The 17420-nt window shown below is 54.2% G+C and carries 24 protein-coding genes; 3 read left to right on the top strand and 21 right to left on the bottom strand.

Annotation, left to right across the window (positions count from 1 at the left end; all coding sequences use genetic code 11):
* The first annotated feature begins 1 nt into the window (after position 1).
* Together V2P20_RS05205 and V2P20_RS05200 are read left to right on the top strand one after the other, a co-directional pair.
* A complete protein-coding gene (locus V2P20_RS05205) occupies positions 2 to 466 on the top strand; it encodes a putative molybdenum carrier protein (RefSeq protein WP_331816805.1) in 465 nt (154 codons plus the stop codon).
* Between the two features lie 125 nt (positions 467 to 591).
* On the top strand, positions 592 to 933 hold the full coding sequence (locus tag V2P20_RS05200) for a zinc ribbon domain-containing protein YjdM (RefSeq protein ID WP_268117840.1): 342 nt from the start codon (positions 592 to 594) through the stop codon (positions 931 to 933).
* Between the two features lie 266 nt (positions 934 to 1199).
* Here the strand turns inward: V2P20_RS05200 and V2P20_RS05195 are convergent, their stop codons facing one another.
* The 21 genes from V2P20_RS05195 to V2P20_RS05095 form a co-directional block, all read right to left on the bottom strand.
* Positions 1200 to 1910: a prepilin-type N-terminal cleavage/methylation domain-containing protein gene (locus V2P20_RS05195; protein WP_331816800.1), complete on the bottom strand. Its 711-nt coding sequence runs from the start codon at positions 1908 to 1910 to the stop codon at positions 1200 to 1202.
* 12 nt (positions 1911 to 1922) lie between these two features.
* Positions 1923 to 3047 carry a PilX N-terminal domain-containing pilus assembly protein gene (locus V2P20_RS05190; RefSeq protein ID WP_331816799.1) on the bottom strand — a complete coding sequence of 375 codons (1125 nt, stop codon included), beginning with the start codon at positions 3045 to 3047 and terminating at the stop codon, positions 1923 to 1925.
* A 24-nt stretch (positions 3048 to 3071) separates the two neighbouring features.
* Positions 3072 to 3890: a prepilin-type N-terminal cleavage/methylation domain-containing protein gene (locus V2P20_RS05185; protein ID WP_331816798.1), complete on the bottom strand. Its 819-nt coding sequence runs from the start codon at positions 3888 to 3890 to the stop codon at positions 3072 to 3074.
* A complete protein-coding gene (locus V2P20_RS05180) occupies positions 3884 to 4393 on the bottom strand; it encodes a GspH/FimT family pseudopilin (RefSeq protein ID WP_331816796.1) in 510 nt (169 codons plus the stop codon). Before V2P20_RS05180 ends, V2P20_RS05185 begins: the two co-directional genes overlap by 7 nt.
* Before the next feature lie 547 nt (positions 4394 to 4940).
* Entirely contained in the window at positions 4941 to 5192 is a 252-nt protein-coding gene (locus V2P20_RS05175; RefSeq protein ID WP_331816794.1) for a hypothetical protein, read from the bottom strand.
* Between the two features lie 284 nt (positions 5193 to 5476).
* Positions 5477 to 6031, bottom strand: a complete 555-nt coding sequence (locus tag V2P20_RS05170; RefSeq protein ID WP_331816792.1) for a lectin-like protein — start codon at positions 6029 to 6031, stop codon at positions 5477 to 5479.
* A 298-nt stretch (positions 6032 to 6329) separates the two neighbouring features.
* Entirely contained in the window at positions 6330 to 6617 is a 288-nt protein-coding gene (locus V2P20_RS05165) for a DUF6156 family protein (RefSeq protein WP_331816790.1), read from the bottom strand.
* A 10-nt stretch (positions 6618 to 6627) separates the two neighbouring features.
* A complete protein-coding gene (locus V2P20_RS05160; RefSeq protein ID WP_331816788.1) occupies positions 6628 to 6930 on the bottom strand; it encodes a hypothetical protein in 303 nt (100 codons plus the stop codon).
* Positions 6931 to 6932: 2 nt separating this feature from the next.
* Positions 6933 to 7370 (bottom strand): SoxR reducing system RseC family protein, encoded by a 438-nt coding sequence (locus V2P20_RS05155; protein WP_331816786.1) that lies wholly within the window; start codon positions 7368 to 7370, stop codon positions 6933 to 6935.
* 103 nt (positions 7371 to 7473) lie between these two features.
* Positions 7474 to 8088, bottom strand: a complete 615-nt coding sequence (gene grxD / locus V2P20_RS05150; RefSeq protein ID WP_331816784.1) for a Grx4 family monothiol glutaredoxin — start codon at positions 8086 to 8088, stop codon at positions 7474 to 7476.
* A 61-nt stretch (positions 8089 to 8149) separates the two neighbouring features.
* Positions 8150 to 9424: an ATP-dependent Clp protease ATP-binding subunit ClpX gene (gene clpX / locus V2P20_RS05145; protein ID WP_331816782.1), complete on the bottom strand. Its 1275-nt coding sequence runs from the start codon at positions 9422 to 9424 to the stop codon at positions 8150 to 8152.
* The gene (gene nifM / locus V2P20_RS05140; protein ID WP_331816780.1) at positions 9414 to 10292 is read right to left on the bottom strand and encodes a nitrogen fixation protein NifM; all 879 of its coding nucleotides are present in this window, start codon (positions 10290 to 10292) and stop codon (positions 9414 to 9416) included. Before nifM ends, clpX begins: the two co-directional genes overlap by 11 nt.
* A gap of 2 nt (positions 10293 to 10294) precedes the next feature.
* Positions 10295 to 10774, bottom strand: coding sequence for a nitrogen fixation protein NifZ (locus tag V2P20_RS05135; protein ID WP_194968568.1), 480 nt, complete (start codon positions 10772 to 10774; stop codon positions 10295 to 10297).
* Positions 10771 to 11085, bottom strand: a complete 315-nt coding sequence (locus V2P20_RS05130) for a nitrogenase-stabilizing/protective protein NifW (RefSeq protein ID WP_331816778.1) — start codon at positions 11083 to 11085, stop codon at positions 10771 to 10773. Before V2P20_RS05130 ends, V2P20_RS05135 begins: the two co-directional genes overlap by 4 nt.
* Before the next feature lie 477 nt (positions 11086 to 11562).
* Positions 11563 to 12072 carry a hypothetical protein gene (locus V2P20_RS05125; protein ID WP_331816776.1) on the bottom strand — a complete coding sequence of 170 codons (510 nt, stop codon included), beginning with the start codon at positions 12070 to 12072 and terminating at the stop codon, positions 11563 to 11565.
* On the bottom strand, positions 12073 to 12855 hold the full coding sequence (gene cysE / locus V2P20_RS05120; RefSeq protein ID WP_331816774.1) for a serine O-acetyltransferase: 783 nt from the start codon (positions 12853 to 12855) through the stop codon (positions 12073 to 12075).
* Positions 12855 to 13025 (bottom strand): hypothetical protein, encoded by a 171-nt coding sequence (locus tag V2P20_RS05115; RefSeq protein ID WP_331816772.1) that lies wholly within the window; start codon positions 13023 to 13025, stop codon positions 12855 to 12857. The genes cysE and V2P20_RS05115 overlap by 1 nt, the downstream gene beginning before the upstream one ends.
* Positions 13018 to 14163 (bottom strand): homocitrate synthase, encoded by a 1146-nt coding sequence (gene nifV / locus V2P20_RS05110; RefSeq protein WP_331816770.1) that lies wholly within the window; start codon positions 14161 to 14163, stop codon positions 13018 to 13020. The genes V2P20_RS05115 and nifV overlap by 8 nt, the downstream gene beginning before the upstream one ends.
* A 73-nt stretch (positions 14164 to 14236) precedes the next feature.
* On the bottom strand, positions 14237 to 15445 hold the full coding sequence (gene nifS / locus V2P20_RS05105) for a cysteine desulfurase NifS (protein WP_194968562.1): 1209 nt from the start codon (positions 15443 to 15445) through the stop codon (positions 14237 to 14239).
* 3 nt (positions 15446 to 15448) lie between these two features.
* Positions 15449 to 16348: a Fe-S cluster assembly protein NifU gene (gene nifU, locus V2P20_RS05100; RefSeq protein WP_331816767.1), complete on the bottom strand. Its 900-nt coding sequence runs from the start codon at positions 16346 to 16348 to the stop codon at positions 15449 to 15451.
* A gap of 35 nt (positions 16349 to 16383) precedes the next feature.
* Entirely contained in the window at positions 16384 to 16713 is a 330-nt protein-coding gene (locus V2P20_RS05095; RefSeq protein ID WP_194968560.1) for an iron-sulfur cluster assembly accessory protein, read from the bottom strand.
* A 214-nt stretch (positions 16714 to 16927) separates the two neighbouring features.
* Between V2P20_RS05095 and V2P20_RS05090 the strand changes: the two genes are divergently transcribed.
* Positions 16928 to 17215 (top strand): nitrogen fixation protein NifZ, encoded by a 288-nt coding sequence (locus V2P20_RS05090; RefSeq protein WP_331816764.1) that lies wholly within the window; start codon positions 16928 to 16930, stop codon positions 17213 to 17215.
* The last annotated feature ends 205 nt before the right edge of the window (positions 17216 to 17420 follow it).

Genomic DNA, 17420 nt, shown 5'->3' with positions numbered 1-17420 from the left:
CATGCTGAATAAAATAGTGAGCGGCGGACAGACAGGCGCCGACAGAGCGGCCCTGGATGCCGGTATCGAACTGGGCTTTCCGGTTGGCGGTTATTGTCCGGCCGGCAGGCTGGCGGAAGACGGTGAAATCGATGCCAGGTATCCGTTGACGGAACTCAGCGGCGGGTACCGGCAGAGAACCAGGAAAAATGTCGAAGACTCGCACGGCACTGTCATTTTCTATGATTCAGCGCTTCATGGCGGCACAGAACAGACGCTGGGATTTTGCATGCAGTTCCATAAGCCTTATAAGCTCATCGATATCAGTCTGGTGGGCTGCGGCCCGGCGTCAAAGGCAATCCGAGATTTCATTAATGACTATCATATTGCCGTCCTGAATGTAGCAGGCCCGAGGCTGAGCAGTTGCCCCGGCATTTATGCCTATGTCAAAGAAGTCATAAAAAATGCCATCAAACAACAGACCTAAAAAATTACAATAAAATCATATTATTACCTCGATCCAGTGGAAATAATTACCCAAATCTGGCATCATACCGGCTCACTGTGCCTTGTCTCCCGCAAGGTTGAAACAATTCTATATAAGGTAAAGCAATGAGTAATCTCCCAAAATGCCCGGCATGCGGCTCAGAATTCACTTATGAAGACGGCGATATGTACATCTGCCCTGAATGCGCGCACGAGTGGCCAAAAGGCGAGACAGCCGAAGCCGGTTCCGATGAGTTGGTGGTCAAGGATGCCAACGGCAACATACTGCAAGACGGCGATAGCGTCACCGTCATCAAGGACCTCAAAGTCAAGGGTTCATCCTCAGTGGTCAAAGTCGGCACCAAAGTCAAAAATATCCGCCTGGTCGAAGGCGATCATAACATCGACTGCAAAATCGACGGCATCGGCGCCATGAAGCTGAAATCGGAGTTTGTTAAGAAGAGCTGATAGGCCCGATAAATCGAACGCGATCGACGCGGCTTCTTAGGTGCGCATCGATCGCGGTTGATGCGCTTCACTTTATTGTCTACTTTGGGTCATCTCATCCTATTATTGATCCGGCCCTTGAAAGTGTTAACTCCGTTCGCCTTGAGCGTATCGAGAGGCGGCAGGGCTTCGACCCTCTCAGCCCGAACGGTTCAAACATCATGGGGCTGAATCAATAAGCTGAGCGTTGTCTCCTTCCAGTTGTGAATGTAGGTGCGTCGTTACCACTAGCCATGGCCATTGCCGTTGCCACCACCATTTCCACCACCATTTCCACCGCCATTACCGCCACCATTACCGCCACCATTACCACCACCATTACCACCACCGTTTCCACCGCCATTGCCGCCACCATTACCACCACCATTACCACCACCATTACCACCACCATTACCACCACCATTACCACCACCGTTTCCACCGCCATTGCCATTTCCAGCACCTGCGCCGCCACCACCAGCGCCGCCACCACCAGCGCCTCCACCTCCACCAGCCCCTCCACCTGTCAACAACAATGCCACGCCAGATTTCACCGGATCGGCCTCGGCAATGTATGAGGTAAGCTGTACGGTTTGGGTGGCGCCTCTCGGATCTGTCCAGGTCACTTGGGCATTAAGTTGCTTGCAATCGACAGAATTGTCGCAGGGCGTGACAGTCCAGGTCCTGGTAAAGGTGCTATTGGCGCCTGTGACGTCATCACCCACGAGATCCGAAGCTAAATCGGTGTAAGCATCTTGATTGGCGAAGCTGCGCAGCTCTTCAATTTTTTCCTGCGCCAGATTCAAGGCATGAGTTTTCATGCGGCTATCGGAGCTGTTGATCAGGGTAATGCCTTGCAGTTTGGCCATTCCCAGCATCGCCACTGCGAGGATCAGTGCAGAGATCAATGCTTCCAAAAGAGTAAAGCCTCGCTGAGAGGCATGCAGCGGTTTTTTCATGGTAATTTTCCTTTAAAAATCTTTCCAGGTGCCGGGAACTTTATAAATCCCATCAATAAAGCTGTTACCTAAACTGTTAACAGTGCCACTTGCGCCTGTCCAATCATGAAATTCAGTATTTGCATTCAGCTTGGAAACATCCCCATTTATCACAACCGTGCCATAAACTTCTGTCCCGCCCCAGCCATTAGCGACACAAGGTGCATCAATAAAAACAATGCCATAAATGGTGGGATTACCATTGATTTTTGGGCAATCAGCCGCCGCATCAAATACTAAAATGACGGGGTGAGTCGCAGATCCCCATGAGGTGTGATAATTGCTCGAATCCGACACCCAAACAAAATTGCGATCACTATCAGCAACGCCAGCGGCGACTTCGGCATCAGCTTTCGCCTTGATTTGTTCACGTGTGATTGCACCAAAGACATATTCCCAAGCCTTTCCATGTATAAACAATTCACCTACTGGTTGGCCGCCATGAGCATTTAAATGTCCTTGTTTTAAACACGGATTGTCACCATCGTCACTATCACCCCATACGCCTTGATTCGTCGGACTCTGGGATGTTCCCAATGCAATGCCGTCAGGGCGAGTGCCAATATAAATATCAGGATTGCCCAATACGTCACTTAAGCAACCGTCAATGGCTAAGGGTGGGGCATTAAACCCCGAGCCGTTGTTTAATAATGACAGCGATTTAATATATTGCTCGTTGGCTGCGGTAATGGTGCCGTCACTTGTTTCACTCGCGATTGAAAGAACCCGAATGTAATCAGAATTTAGTTTCCGTTGATAAGTGACATTGGGAGTGTAAGAAAAATTTCCCGATGCGATATTGCCACTTGCTGTAGCAGGCGATGAAGATTGATTACTGCCAGAAGTAATCCATGTTAATGCCGTATAATTACTGTAGCTATCGGTTGTCAGATAAGCCACGCCATATTCGATTCCAGCATTGGCTCCTTCAAAAGCTTCTCTCGCCCGCAGATCATTGCCGGTAATTTTCTGCTCCATAAGACCGGTGTGCGCCGTGGTCAGTGCGACAACGGCCATTATGATTGCCAGCACCATCACCACTAGCAAGGTGGCGGCGCCCTGCTGGCGAGCTTTCAAGTTGAGGTTCGGAAACGTCATGACTAACTCCACAAAGCGTAGCGGTTAAGGAATCGGGGCCAGATACTTGTCGTTACGCACCCGCACCTGTTCGGTGATGGTTTGCGTGACGGCATTGTCGTCGCGTAAACGGCCGGTCAATGTAATAGTGACATTGCGTACGTATAGGCAGGCAGGATCCGGACTGCCATCACGGGTGCAGGTGTTGCAGACCTCGCCGCTATCGCAAAAGCCGTTATCATTATCATCCCCATAAGGAATGCCATCGGTATCGGCAGCTTCCGAGACGCCATCGCCGTCATCATCATTGGCCATGCTGCTGACATTGAGAGTTGTTGAGATCAGATTGAACGTCAACCCGGTGATTTCCACTTCCGATTCGGTGATGGACTCCCAAGCGACATCGGTGCAGTTTGCATTGGTTGTGCCACTGGTACGCATTTCCAGATTGCCACTAACCAATCTAAAACCGAGTCTATCGCTTGACACTACATCTATGCGACCATTTCCATCATCATCTTTATCGTCGCTTTCATCCCTGTTATAGGCGTAAACAATACACGTATTGCTATCATAAACCGCCAGTTCAGCGTTAGCGTCAAAAAAAGGATTGTCTTGCAGAGAAGCCAAATTAGTCGTTGGATCAGATGTCACAAACCCTGCCCTGCGGATATCGCGTTCCATAATGTCCATCATGGCGCGCATATCCTGATTCAGGCGGCTGAGCTTAATGTTGTCGGCTTGGCCTTTGACCGAGGTGACAAAAACGCTGATGCCGGCGGCGACAATAATCAAGCCAATCAGCATGCCGATCAGCAGTTCAATCAGTGTTACACCGGTTTGCTGTTTATGGATTATCAACATGTTTCGTAGCCTCCTATTGAACCGCAAATCCGTGCGCGACCCAGCGTGCTGACTTTGACTTCGGCGCTAAAGTTGCTGGAAGTGATTGTGACTGTGCCGTTATTCGGGTTTGTGCCTCGTATCGGATCAAAAGTGGTATAGGCAACGCCGCTGGCAAAACTGGCCGATGATAAGGTTGTTGCGGGGAAATCGCTGCCATTGACGGTTTTGAGCAGTGCGTTGCTGCCGGCGGGATCGACATGGACGGTATAACTCCATGAACTGCCGGGAGTGAAAGTGACTCTGACTTTTTTATTGCGCTTAATGGCTTCGGCCCGCGCCCAGCGCAGATCCGCTAACATGGCTTCAGCCGCGCCGGTGATGCGCTGTTTGTCGAGAGTGGTGCCGAATGAAGGAATGGCAAGCGCCGCCAGGATGGCGATAATGGCAATAACTATCATTAGCTCAAGCGACGTGAAGCCTGAGCGCCCTAATTTTTCCATATGCTTATTTTTTTGTTTCATAATAATAAAATTAAGTATAGATAAATATCGGTTTTTTGACAGATTCACTAAGCATTACTTAAAGCATCTCGTTTAATAAGATTGCCTCTGCGCCAGCAGTAGTAAAAAAGCTGCCGAGCGGAATTTGCGCTCAGCGAAAGACCGTACCTTTGGGCGATGCAAGAAATAAGGCGTGTTAAAGGTTGCTTTACGCATCATCTAATCCTTTGTAACAGTCAAAATCTTTCAAGGTTTGCTCCCTGGTTGCGCTGGGCTCTGAGTTATTTGTTCTCCGGTGTCATTGATATCTACTGGAGAAGCTGCCCGGTAAATAAGCCGGAGTACGACAAACAATTAAGAGCGCAATCACCTTAATTCAAACGCTAGCTAAAAGCCGTGATCATCTTCACGTTTAAGAGATATTTAAGATTTTTTTAAGATACGTAAAAAACAAGGAGTCTAACTTGACCAATGTGTTCATCCCAACGGTGTATTGTTCAGCCTTCTCGTAACTGTCGAGCGGCATCACGGCAAAAACTGAACGCGCTCAGGGGAATGGCCTTCGCTGTCAGGCTTTGGCAAATTCGGCAACCGCCTGTCGATGGGTGATTTCGGCGATGGCAAGATTAATGCCTTTGACCTGGCGACCGGGGAGTTTATCGGCCAACTGGAATCTACCGATAATGTTCCCGTTCGGATTGAAAGCTTGTACGGATTCGCCTTTGGCAACGGCTTTCTGACTCGGACGGAGAATGCTCTGTTCTTTAACGCAGGGCCGGGTGATAAGCGGCACCGAGTCTATGGCTGACTTGATGTGCAATCACATAACCATCTTTACCGAAAATGACGATACAAATTGAGACGCTTCCTAGTGATGTGTCATTGGTTGGAGGACTGGATGGTCTAGCTGATAAGGTGCGCGGATGCCCAAAGAACCCATCGACACCCTTGATGCGATTCACTGTATTCAACGCATCCCCTCTGGCTGCGTTGCTCCTTGCGCCCTATTGGATTATCCCCGCATAAGCCCTATGAATGTGGCTTATGCGGAGAAAATGACGGGATCATTTCCTGCCGATGCAGTGGTCAGCGCATCCTGTCAGACTACAAGATTCCCTGCTGACTTTTACGTCTAGCGCCAAGCAAACCTAATAATCCTGAACCGAAAAGCCAGACTGCGGCAGGAACGGGTACGGCACTAGGAGCATTCTCATACTCTACATAATATCCGGTTATCCAACTGTCAGCTGACGCAATATCATTCCATTGGTTGTTAGACCATTTCATCAGATAATTTTCGCCGCCACAGCAATTGTTGGGTTCCCCTCCTGCCCAATTTGTATAAGACCACGTTTCCCCGGTTATCCATTCCCATATCCCTTCATGTCCTGCATCAAAGGCGCCCAAATAACCAAAAGCGTTACCCGCTATAGATGATATGAACTGATCTTCGCCGGCATCTGAAACAGTAGCCAAATGTCCATTCACTCCATTGTGAAGGGAGCCTGCAGCGCCGTTCACTGCGTTATCCCAACTGATATTTCCAGTACTGATAAAATCATACCAGTGGCCATTGCCAGCATATTGTACCGGCGCGGCATTCGCCGAGCCTACTGAAGCCAACAGTGCAACACTGCTTAATAAAACTAATTTCTTCATAACTTATTACCTTGAATTCCGTTTGTAATTCAAAACATTAGCAGTCTGTAAAAGACTGCTGCACAACTGCACATTACTTAATGCAGGGCTTGAGTATAGTAGCAGGATATTTTCAAAAATATGAAAAAGTTCACAGAAAAACCCGGGGTTACCCCCTTGACAATTTAAGTTACATATATTATGAAAAATTTGCTGACAATCATCTGTTACGATACGCATTGAGTATATTGCTGGGATTCAATCCATCTGGAATTTCGAAAATGGCGTGCAAAACTTTTTCAAGGCATAAATGTGCGCACTACACCTGTTCATTAAAATCAAGTCCGCGTTCCTCGCCGTCTTCAATAATCAGCGCGTGTTTCAACCTGCCTTTGTCATCATATTGATAGCGGTGTTCGGATTCGACTTCGCCGTACACGATCTTTTGGCAGACCCGCAGGCGGCCCAGAGTATCGAAATAGCCGCGATAAAAGGTGTTGCGATTGTTCAGGCCGGCTTCGGTCAGTTCATTGACCAGTTTTAACGGCAGTTTGACGCCGCTGTAGCTGACGAAATGGCGGCAGATAAGCGAGGATTCCTGATTCATGCAGTTACTGTTAAGAAAATAAATGGATGGCGATAATTTCCAGGGTCCGGTCCAGCGGCAGATTTTCATTTTCGCCGATGATATTGTGTTCCGGAATCGGGTATTTCAAATCGATGCCGTAGCATCCGCGGTTCTGGGCAAACGTGTAGACATAGACAGACATGGAGGGGTCATCGGTCAGGCAAAGCTCAACCGCCTGACGATTTGGATCTGAGGTTTTCAGTGCCAGCGTGTTTTCGCCGTAAAGACGCACCAGTTCCAGAAGCAACAGCTTCAGCGCGATATCCTTATCGATAGCCCAAACGTTGACCATGACTAAAGCTTTTTCAGCACGATCGGCCTGGCGCAGTGGGTCAACAAGAATAGCTTCTGCAACCTGCTGATCAGCCACATCGAAAGCAAAAGGCCGAGCAAGGCGCTGCCGGCTGTCCACAGCTCGACGCGAGCGTTGGCATCGGGCAATAGCCAGTTGGTCATGCCGGCGCTGGCGAACATGGCCATCAATGGCAACAAATACAATAACAATGAGGCTTTCAGTACCAGGACTTCATCAATGGCGACGATGACTTCATCGCCCACATGCAGATTGATTCGGCTGTCGACGGCAACGGCTTTTTTGCCGACCACGCTGCCGATTGCCGATGTCGAGCACGAAGCTTTTTGCCTACAGCCCGCGCAGGCGCCGCCCTGCCGGCTTTCGACCCAGACCTGATGGTTTTCTGTTTTTACGACGACGGCTAATTCTTCAATCATGGTTTGCTCCAATTAACGGGTATTGGAAAGGCAGGTTCACTGTAGGGGCGATTTCAATCGCCCTGGGCGAATGAATTCGCCCCTACATAACCACCTGAAGCCCCTAAGCCTGTATCTGTAATAGCCCCGAATCAGGGCGAGCCTGCTTGGCCTGCCACTCATCGGGCGTATAGGCTTTGACGCTGACCGCGTGCAGCTTGCCTGAGGCCAAAGGTTCCTTCAGCGTTGCCAGCACCAGCTGCCGCTCTTTTACCGGCGACAGATCCGTGAATTGCCCGCTGACGACCACTAAGGACAAGTCACAGCCGGCGCCTTCGATAACAACCTGCGCATCCGGTAGCCCTTGACGCACCAGCGCTTCAACCTCGGCGGCGCTCAACGTATCGCCTTCCGGCTGCGCGTCTTTGGCGACCGCCTGACTTAGCAGCGGCGACAGACTGCCCTCGTTGGCCATGGCTTCAATGATATCGCAGCCGCCCACCAGTTCGCCGTTCACGAACAATTGCGGATAAGTCGGCCAGTGCGAGATGCCCGGCAGCTTTTCGCGGATGAAAGGCGCCTCCAGCACGTTGACATAGGCGTAGGCGACGCCGGTCTGGTTGAGAAAGCTGATGGCCTTGGCCGAAAACCCGCACTGCGGATTGGCCGGTATGCCTTTCATGTAGATGATGATCGGGTTGGATGCCAGTTGCTGGCGGATTTTGTCTTCGGTTTTCATGGTATTCCCGTGTTTCCTTTGTGGGGGCGACTTTAGTCGCCCGAGCTTCGTAAAGCCGCCGTTATGACGCTTGCTGCCTGATCTTGACCGCTTCTTTCCTGATCACTTTGATTTCGCCTTCGCCCCTGACGGTGGCCGCATCGATGACGCACTGCTCAACATCGTCGCGAGAGGGGATCTCAAACATGGTCTTTCTGAGAATCTGCTCCATGATGCTGCGCAGCCCGCGCGCGCCGGTTTCCCGCTCGATGGCTTTGTTGGCGATTTCAACCAGTGCCTCCTGCTCGAATTTCAGCTCCACGCCCTCGTACGCGAACAGTTGCTGATACTGACGGACCAGCGCATTCTTGGGTTCGGTCAGAACCTGTATCAAGGCGTCCACATCCAGCGGCTCCAGCGGCGCCAGCACCGGAAAGCGGCCGATGAATTCGGGGATCAGGCCGAACTTGCGCAGATCGCTGGGCTGCGTGGCGTTGAGCATCTCTTCCAGAGCCGGCTTCTTGTTCGGGTTATTGACGGCGGCATGGAAGCCGATGGCCGTATCGGTGGGCACGAGGCGGCGCTCGACGTGCCTTTCCAAACCCGGAAACGAGCCGCCGGCGATGAACAGGATATTGCGCGTATCGATGATCGTATCGGCACCGTCCTTGCCGCGCCCCTTGGACGGCACCTTGACCTGCGAGCCTTCGACCAGCCTCAGCAATGCCTGCTGCACGCCCTCGCCGGAGACGTCGCGCGTGCCGGTCTGCTGTTCCGGGCTGCGCGCAATCTTGTCGATCTCATCGAGATAGACGATGCCCCATTCGGCATTGCCGATATTGCCGTTGGCCACGTCCAGCAGCCGCACCAGGATATTTTCCACGTCGTCGCCGACATAGCCGGCCTGCGTCAGCGTCGTGGCGTCGGCCACCACGAACGGCACGCCGACAATCTTCGCCAGCGTACTGGCCAGCAGGGTCTTGCCGGTGCCGGACGGTCCGATCAGCAGGATGTTGGACTTGCCGATCTCCACGTCCTTGTCGAACTCGCCCAGGCCCGCATCACCACTGACGTGCTTGAGCCGCTTGTAGTGGTTGTAGACCGCGACCGACAGGATTTCCTTGGCCAGATGCTGGCCAATGATGTACTGGTCCAGATATTCCTTGATCTTGGCCGGAATCGGCAGCGGTCCCTGCATTTCCGCCAGCTCCTTGCGCCGGCTCCAGCTCGATATGACCTGGCTGGACAACAGCACGCAGGCCTCGCAGATGGTGCCTTCGGCGCCGGCGATCAGCGGCACGGATGCCGATTGTTCGATACCGCAAAAAGAACAGTGTCTGGTTTCTTTATCCGCCATAACTTTTTCCCTCCGTTTCGGCGACCGGCAAACTGGCCAGCCAGGCGCGCTGGCAGTTGCGTCTGTAGCGCTCCTTCATCAGCTGGCGTATTTTCGGCGTCGCGTTTTTTAATGAGATGGTTTCCGCCCGATGTATCTGTTTACAGAGCAGGACATGGAAACCGATTTCCGATTCCAGAACCTGGCTGACTTCGCCGGCCTTCATGCTGAACAGCACGGCGTCCAGTTCGGGATACAGCTTACCGCGCGGCACCTTGCCCAGCGTCCCCCCGTTCAGGGAGGTCGGGCATTCCGAATACTTCAGGGCCAGCTCGGCGAATTTATGCGGCTTTTTTAGCAGTCTTGCGCGGACATCCTGAATGCGGTCCCAGGCATTCTCGCGCGTGTTTTCGGGAAAATCCGGATTGATGCTGATGAAGATGTGGCTGACTTCGCGCAGCTCCGGCCGGTTGAATTGCTCGGCGTGCAGATGGTAGTAAATGCCGATTTCTACTTCGCTGACTTCGGGCGAACGCGCGGCGATCTTCTCCAATACGGCATTGACCTTGCATTGCCGGTACAATGCCGCGCGCAGAGTCTCCTCGGTCAGCCGGTTTTTCGCCAGCTCGCTCAGGAAAGCGCTCTCGTCTTCGTAACGGTCGCGGATTTCCTGATAGGCCGCCTGCCATTCGCGCTCGGGGATGATCACGCCAGCCGCTTCCGGCGCATTCAGCACCCGGCTTTCCAGCCGGTATTCGTTCCTGGCCTGCGCTTCGGCCTGCTGCAACTGGGCCGGGTCCAGCTTGTCCGGCGCTTTCCTGAACAGCGCCAGCGAGGCACGGAGCAACGCATAGGGTTCTGTCCGGGCAGCTTTTTCAACGGTTTCCATAGTCAACCCTCCGGCTCGTTAAAGGTTTCGGGATGGGCGGGTTCCAGCGCCGATTCCGGCACTTGCAGCATCCGTCCGGTAAAATTGACGTGGTACTGAATCATCTCGTTGTCCCTGATCACTTTGAAAATCTCTCCCTGCGTGCCTTTGGGATACAGGATTTGGCCCTGCATGCCGAGATCGACCGCGCAGACCACCTGGTCCCTGAACTCGAAACGGCTGGGATTCCAGGGATCGTCGGCGCTGATCAGTTCCTCCAGGCGGCAGCCGACCATGCGGCCGTGATTGAGAAAATGCACTGTGAAGATGACCTGGTCCTGCAGGAAAGTGCCGACCTCGACCACGTTGCCGACGCTGCCGCGCCGGATCAGCAGATGGCCCACCTCCAGGCCCGGATAGGTGCCGTCGTTGCGGATGTTGCGCGTTACGCGCACGGCCTCGCCGTATTCAAACCGGCCTTCGTCAAAGCGTTCGGGGTTCATGTTTTTATATCGCTCAGTGAAACAAACGCAGTCTGCGGCTGGCCCATAGAAAAGACCTTGAACACCTTCTCGGTCTGGGCGTCGGATTCGACGAAATCCTGGTAGGCGCGCATCAGCAGCCGGCTGTACACGGCCCGTTTGGCCTCTTCGTCATCCGGCATGCTGTCTCCGGCTTTTTGCAGGTAGTCATGGAAACGTTGCAGGATGTGCAGGCGGTTGACGTGCACAACGCGCTGATCGTATTCCAGCTCGAAATACTGCAGGAAGTCTTCGGCTGATTCCAGCTCTTCCATTTCTTCTTCGAAACTCATCGTTTTTCTCCAAACATTCAAATAGGCCCGACTAATGAGGTGTCCTGAAACAGCAGGTATAACGCCAGCAGGACGAACAGTGCTGTCGTTGTCACGGTCATCAGCATGGAATAGGGTTTTTCGTTTGACTTCGACATGACCGCCTCCTAAACAAATTAACCACGAAGTAGGGTACGCACCGCGTACCTTTTATTAAGTCTCAAGCGGGACAGGGTTTGCAACCCCGTCCCCAACGTTTCTGCGGTTGCCGATTCAGATTGCTGTTCTTGACCAGCTTCAAACCATTCGGACGCGGCAACATGCCCCGTCCGGCCGCAGGTAGGGCACGCATCGCGTACCTTTGAAAGCATGCCGGTTCATCCAGCGGGACGGGGTTTGCAACCCCGTCCCTAATGTTTCCGTGCAGTCCTGTCCAAGTGGTCGTTCTTAACCGACACCAAACTTTCGGACGGGGCAACATGCCCCGTCCGGCCGCGATCATGCCGTGGCCCTAACCTCGGCCCTGCACTGCTGCAGCAATTCCAGCAGCCCCTTGGCGCCGATGCGGTCCATGCGGTCCAGCTCGACCAGCTTCTCGAAAACCGCCTGGCTTTCATCCAGCCGGTGCAGGCGCATGTTCAGAAAGCCGATGGCTTTCAGGGTGAACAGATACAAGCGGACTCTTGTCAGCGAATCAGGCGGAACCGCATCGATATAGCTCTGCCGCAGATCGCGCCAGTCTTCGGGAAAACCGGTCATGAGCCTGACCACGTCCAGCGCCTTGCCGGTCGCGTTGAGAGCGTCTTCCAGACGGTGCTGGTAATAATAAAAACGGTTCAGGGCCACCAGCACGTTCAGCGACTCGGGCGCCAGGAAATAAGCTCTCAACAAGGGCAACTCGGCCTCACGGCTATAGTCTTCGGACGCCTGCCTGATCAGTCCCTCGACCTCGGGCGCATCCGGCCGGTCGAAATACAGATCTTTGGCTTCAAAGTCGAGCAGGTCCATTTATTCCCCCACCGCGCGCTTGATGACGATTTCCTGCTCGGCCGCGCAGAGGCTTTCGGCTTCACATGCCTCGCAATGCTGCTCGTGCAATACTTTGCTGACTTCGGTCTGCCGGGCTTCCAGTTCGTCGATGCGCTCCATCAGGCAATTGATGGCCTTGCCGACCGGATCGGGCACCAGATGATGGTCCAGATCGATGCCGTGCCGGTTCTGTATCTTGGTGCCCTTGCTCTGGATGACGCGGCCGGGAATGCCGACCACCGTGCAGCAGGGCGGCACATCCTTGACGACCACGGAATTGGCGCCGACGCGCACGTTGTCGCCTAGCGTGATGGCGCCCAGCACCTTGGCGCCGGAACCGACCAGCACATTGTCGCCCAGTGTGGGATGGCGTTTTTCCTTGTTCCAGGTCGTGCCACCCAGCGTCACGCCGTGATAGAGCGTGACGTCGTTGCCGATGACGGTGGTTTCGCCGATCACGACGCCGAGGCCGTGGTCGATGAACAGGCGCCGGCCTATGGTGGCGCCGGGATGAATATCGACATTGGTCAGCATCCGGGCAACCGAGCCGAGGATTCTGGCCGGCAATTTCCAGCCCGCCTTCCACAACCGGTGATTAGCGCGGTGAAACAACGTCGCGTGTACGCCCGGGTAGGTCAGCAGGATTTCCCAGACACTGTGCGCAGCCGGATCGCGGGCGAACACGCAATGGACGTCTTCCCGCCATTGCGCTATCAGGCTCAGGGGCGCTTCCAGGCGCTCGTCTATAGACACGGCAGCCATCAGCTCAGACTCCAGCCGGTTTTGCCCGGTACCGCCAGGCCCGGTATCCTGAAAAAGGAACCCGGATAGCGGTCATCGCCCTGCTCTCGTCTTTGAGGCTCTGCCGGCAGCGTTTGTCCGGGCCTGTCCGCGGTCTTTTCCGCTGAGGGTTGTTTGGCTTGATCATTCATAGCAATATCCTCCGGAGAGATTTTGATGAAACCGGTCCAGGTCGGCAGCGGTCGGCGAACGTTTCGTACGGCTGACGAACTGCCGGACCTGCATCAGCAATTGCTGCGCCTGCAGGCGCGTCAGCTGTATGCCCAGTTGCTGATAGGCATGCATGACGCCGCGCGTGCCCGAATGCTTGCCCAGGACCAGTTGGTGGCGGCGTCCGACGATGGCCGGATCGACGCCCTGATAATTGTTCGGATCTTTCAGCAGGCCATCGACATGAATGCCCGCTTCATGGCTGAAGACGTCCTTGCCGATCAGGCTTTTGCGGCTGCCGATGGCATCGCCCGAGGCGCTGGCGACCTGCTCCGACAAGGCTGTGAAGTGGGTCAGGTCGACGCCCGTTTCAAAGCCGTATAACTGCTTCAGGCCGACCACGACTTCTTCCAGCGCGGCATTGCCGGCCCGCTCGCCCAAGCCGTTGACGGTGGTGTTCAGATGCGTGGCGCCGGCCAGGGCCGCGGCCAGCGTATTGGCCGTGGCCAATCCCAGATCGTCATGGGCATGCATTTCAATTTCCAGATCGGTTGCGGCACGCAAGCGCTTGATTGTTTCAAACACGCCGAACGGTTCCATGATGCCGACCGTGTCGGCAAAGCGGATGCGGCTCGCCCCTGCCGCTTGCGCGGCTTCGGCCATTTGCAGCAGAAAGCCGGTATCGGCGCGCGAGGCATCCTCCATACCCACGCAGACCTCCAGGCCCAGATCGCGCGCCTCGCACACGCAGGAAGCGATAGTCTTCAGGACCCACGGCCTGCTTTGTTTCAGTTTGTTCTCAATATGCTGGTCCGATGCCGAAATCGACAGATCGACCTTATCGACATTAAGGTTCAGGCAGGCCCGCAAATCCTCGCGCCGCATCCTGGACCAGACCAGCAGCTTGGCGGGCAATCCCAGGGCCGCGATAGCCTTGATCTCGTCACGCTCAAGCTCGCCCATGGCCGGAATGCCGATCTCCAGTTCCGGCACGCCCAAAGCTGCCAGCTTAGCGGCAATCGCCAGCTTCTCATCCAGCGAAAAGGCGACGCCGGCCGATTGCTCGCCGTCCCTGAGCGTGGTGTCGTCAATGATGATGGTGCGAGATTGAGCTTTCATAATTCACGTAGGGTACGCACCGCGTACCATTTGTTGAGTTTCAGTTAAGGTACGCAATGCGTACCCTACATATTTATGCATAGGTCGGCTGGAATGCCTGTTCGGGATTGACCACCGGTCCGTTGCCGTCCCAGTAAGGCGACAGCTTGCGCAGGGTCGCGGCGATGTCGGGCATCACTTTCAAGACCTCGTCGACTTCCGCCATCGTGTTGTAACGCGAGAACGAGAAGCGGATCGTGCCGTGCGCGGCCGTATACGGGATGTTCATGGCACGCATCACATGCGAAGGCTCCAGCGATCCCGAGGTGCAGGCCGAGCCGCTGGAAGCGGCGATGCCGGCTTTGTTGAGCAGCATCAGGATGGCCTCGCCCTCGATGTATTCAAAGGCGATATCGGTGGTATTGGGCAAGCGGTTGTCGATGTCGCCGGTGATGAAGCAGTTCGGGATCAGCCCGACGATGCCCTGCTCCAGGCGGTCGCGCATGGCCTTGACGTAAGTGTTCTCGTACTCGATATGCGCCAGCGCCAGTTCACAGGCTTTGCCGAGGCCGACGATAGCCGCCGAATTCTCGGTGCCGGCGCGCCGTCCGCGTTCCTGATGACCGCCGCGCAGCAGCGGACGGAAACGCGTGCCGCGCCGCAGGTACAGCACGCCGATGCCTTTGGGCGCATGCAGCTTGTGGCCTGAGAGCGACAGCATGTCGATCTTGGTGTCCTTCAGCATCATCGGAATCTTGCCGACCGCCTGGACCGCGTCGGTATGAAACATGACGCCGGCGGCATGGGCCATTTCGGCCATTTCCACGACCGGGAACAGCGTGCCGGTTTCATTGTTGGCCCACATGACCGAAACGATGGCGACTTTATCGGACAGCAGTTTTTTGTAAGCGTCCAGATCCAGGCGCCCGACTTTGTCCACGGGCATGCGATGAATCGTGTAGCCTTCCTTTTCCAAATGCTCGCACAGGTTCAGGATGGCCGGATGCTCGACGGTTGTCGTGATGATTTCCTTTCGGTCCGGCTGCGCCTTAATGGCCGACAGGATGGCCGTCGAGTCGGATTCGGTGCCGCAGGACGTGAAGATGATCTCCGAATCGTGCTCGCAGCCCAGCAGTTCCTGAACCTGATGGCGCGCTTGCTTGATGCCCTTGGCGACACCGTCGGCGAACCGATGGATCGATGACGGGTTGCCGAACTGTTCGGTGAAATACGGCAGCATTGCATCGACCACGAGCGGATCGACGCGCGTGGTGGCATTGTTATCGAGATAGATGGCGTTCATGATTTACGCTCCTGCCGCGGCGGCTTTGGGCATTTGTGAGGCCGGGACGACCTTGATGTATTCACCCAGCGTTTCCATGAGTCGTTGCTGAATGCCGGCCACCGTCATGGCGGCCATCTGGCAGCCATTGCAGGCGCCGGTCATGTTGACGTAAGCGGTGTTGCCGATGACCTCGACTAGCTCCACGTTGCCGCCGTCAGCCATCAGCTGCGGCCTTAACTTATCCAGCACCTCTTCGATTTTCTTGATGCGCTGCAGGTTGGTCATCGGCGCCTTGGTCTTGGCCAATGCGGCCACCTCGATCGGCGCGGCGTTCGGGTCGAATTTTTCGCCCCGCTCGGCCAGCACTTTCGCCAGGATGCCTTCGATGTCTTCATGGCAGGCCGCACAGCCGCCGCCCGCTTTGGTGAAGTTGGTGACATCCTCGACCGTGCGCAGGTTATTGGCTACGACCATTTCCTCGATCATGACGGCATCGATCGCAAAGCATTTGCAGATCAGCGCGCCTTCTTCATGATCGTCCTTCCATTCTTCGCCTCGGTAGTTCGCGACAGCGGCCTGCAGGGCTTCACGCCCCATGACCGAGCAGTGCATTTTTTCGGGCGGCAGGCCGTCCAGTTCATTGGCGATGTCCTGGTTGGTGACTTTCAGCGCCTCATCCAGCGTCATGCCTTTGATGATTTCGGTCAGTACCGAGGAGGACGCGATCGCGGAACCGCAGCCGAAGGTCTGGAAACCGGCGTCCTCGATGATCTCGGTTTCTTCGTTGACTTTCAATGTCAGCCTGAGCGCGTCGCCGCAACTGATCGAGCCCACTTCGCCGACCGCATTGGCATCGGCGACAGCTCCGGCATTTTTAGGGTTGAAAAAATGTTCTTGGACTTTTTCTGAGTAATCCCACATCGTTTAATCCTCCAGAAGCTATTGATTAGGGCTGTTTACGAACACGTATTGAACGATGTGCCGCAGGCGCAACTTTTAACGGCATTTGGATTGCTGAACTTGAACCCCGACCCTTCTATGCTGTCGATAAAGTCGACGGACATGCCGTCCAGCATGGGCATACTGTTAGGATCGACGAACACCTTGACGCTGCCGCAATCGATAACGGTGTCTTCTGCGCTCTGATTTTCCTCCAGCTTCAGGCCGTATTGCAGACCCGAACAGCCGCCATCGGTTACTTCAATCCGCAAGCCGGCTGTAGGCTTGTCGGAACCGGCGATAAATCGCCCGACAGCGTTAATAGCGTTTTCAGTCAATGTAATCATGTAATTCTCCTGAATAGGGTTGGCATCGTTCTTGTTAATACTTAAAGCAACCTGTATGCCATCACCCTTTTATTTTTTTAATGCCTTGTTTAATAAAGAAGAAATAAAGCAGGAATAATATGACGGACTGGCCAGGGCAGGTTCTAAACAGACAATCACTTGAAACTTTGTAGGCTTTGCTACAAAACAATCGGAAGCTTTGAGGAGATAACACATGAGAATTGAAGACCTTGATATAGGCGATGTTGTTTATGCAGCTCACGCGATCACCGATGACGGCTCCATGCCGAATGGCATGCACGGCCAAGTGCTGGCCGAAGCCGGGGCTCGGGGAGTCATCACCATGATCGGCCATGTGGAAGAGCAGCCGGAGCGCAGCGTTTATATAGTGCGCTTTGAAGACAGGGAGATGAATCTGGGCACCCCCATCGGGTGCTGGCCTGAAGATTTGAGGCTGGAGAGCCGGCATGAGAATGCTTGGGGAAGGTTTGAATTTTCATAACCTTATACCGCCACGAAGTCGTAGGGTACGCATGGCGTACCTTTTCGGCGTCGTAATGAAACCGCAAGCTTTAATAAGGTACGCGATGCGTACGAGACTGTGAAAGTATTCGTTTTTTAAAATTTTAACCACAATATATTGTGCATTTTATATTTGCATATAACAGCATATAGACGTCAAAGAGAAAAATTTTGAATACTTTCAC

It is taken from the genome of Methylobacter sp. Wu1, from assembly GCF_036553575.1.
Taxonomy (GTDB): domain Bacteria; phylum Pseudomonadota; class Gammaproteobacteria; order Methylococcales; family Methylomonadaceae; genus Methylobacter.
This window is presented reverse-complemented; position numbering and strand designations above follow the sequence as displayed.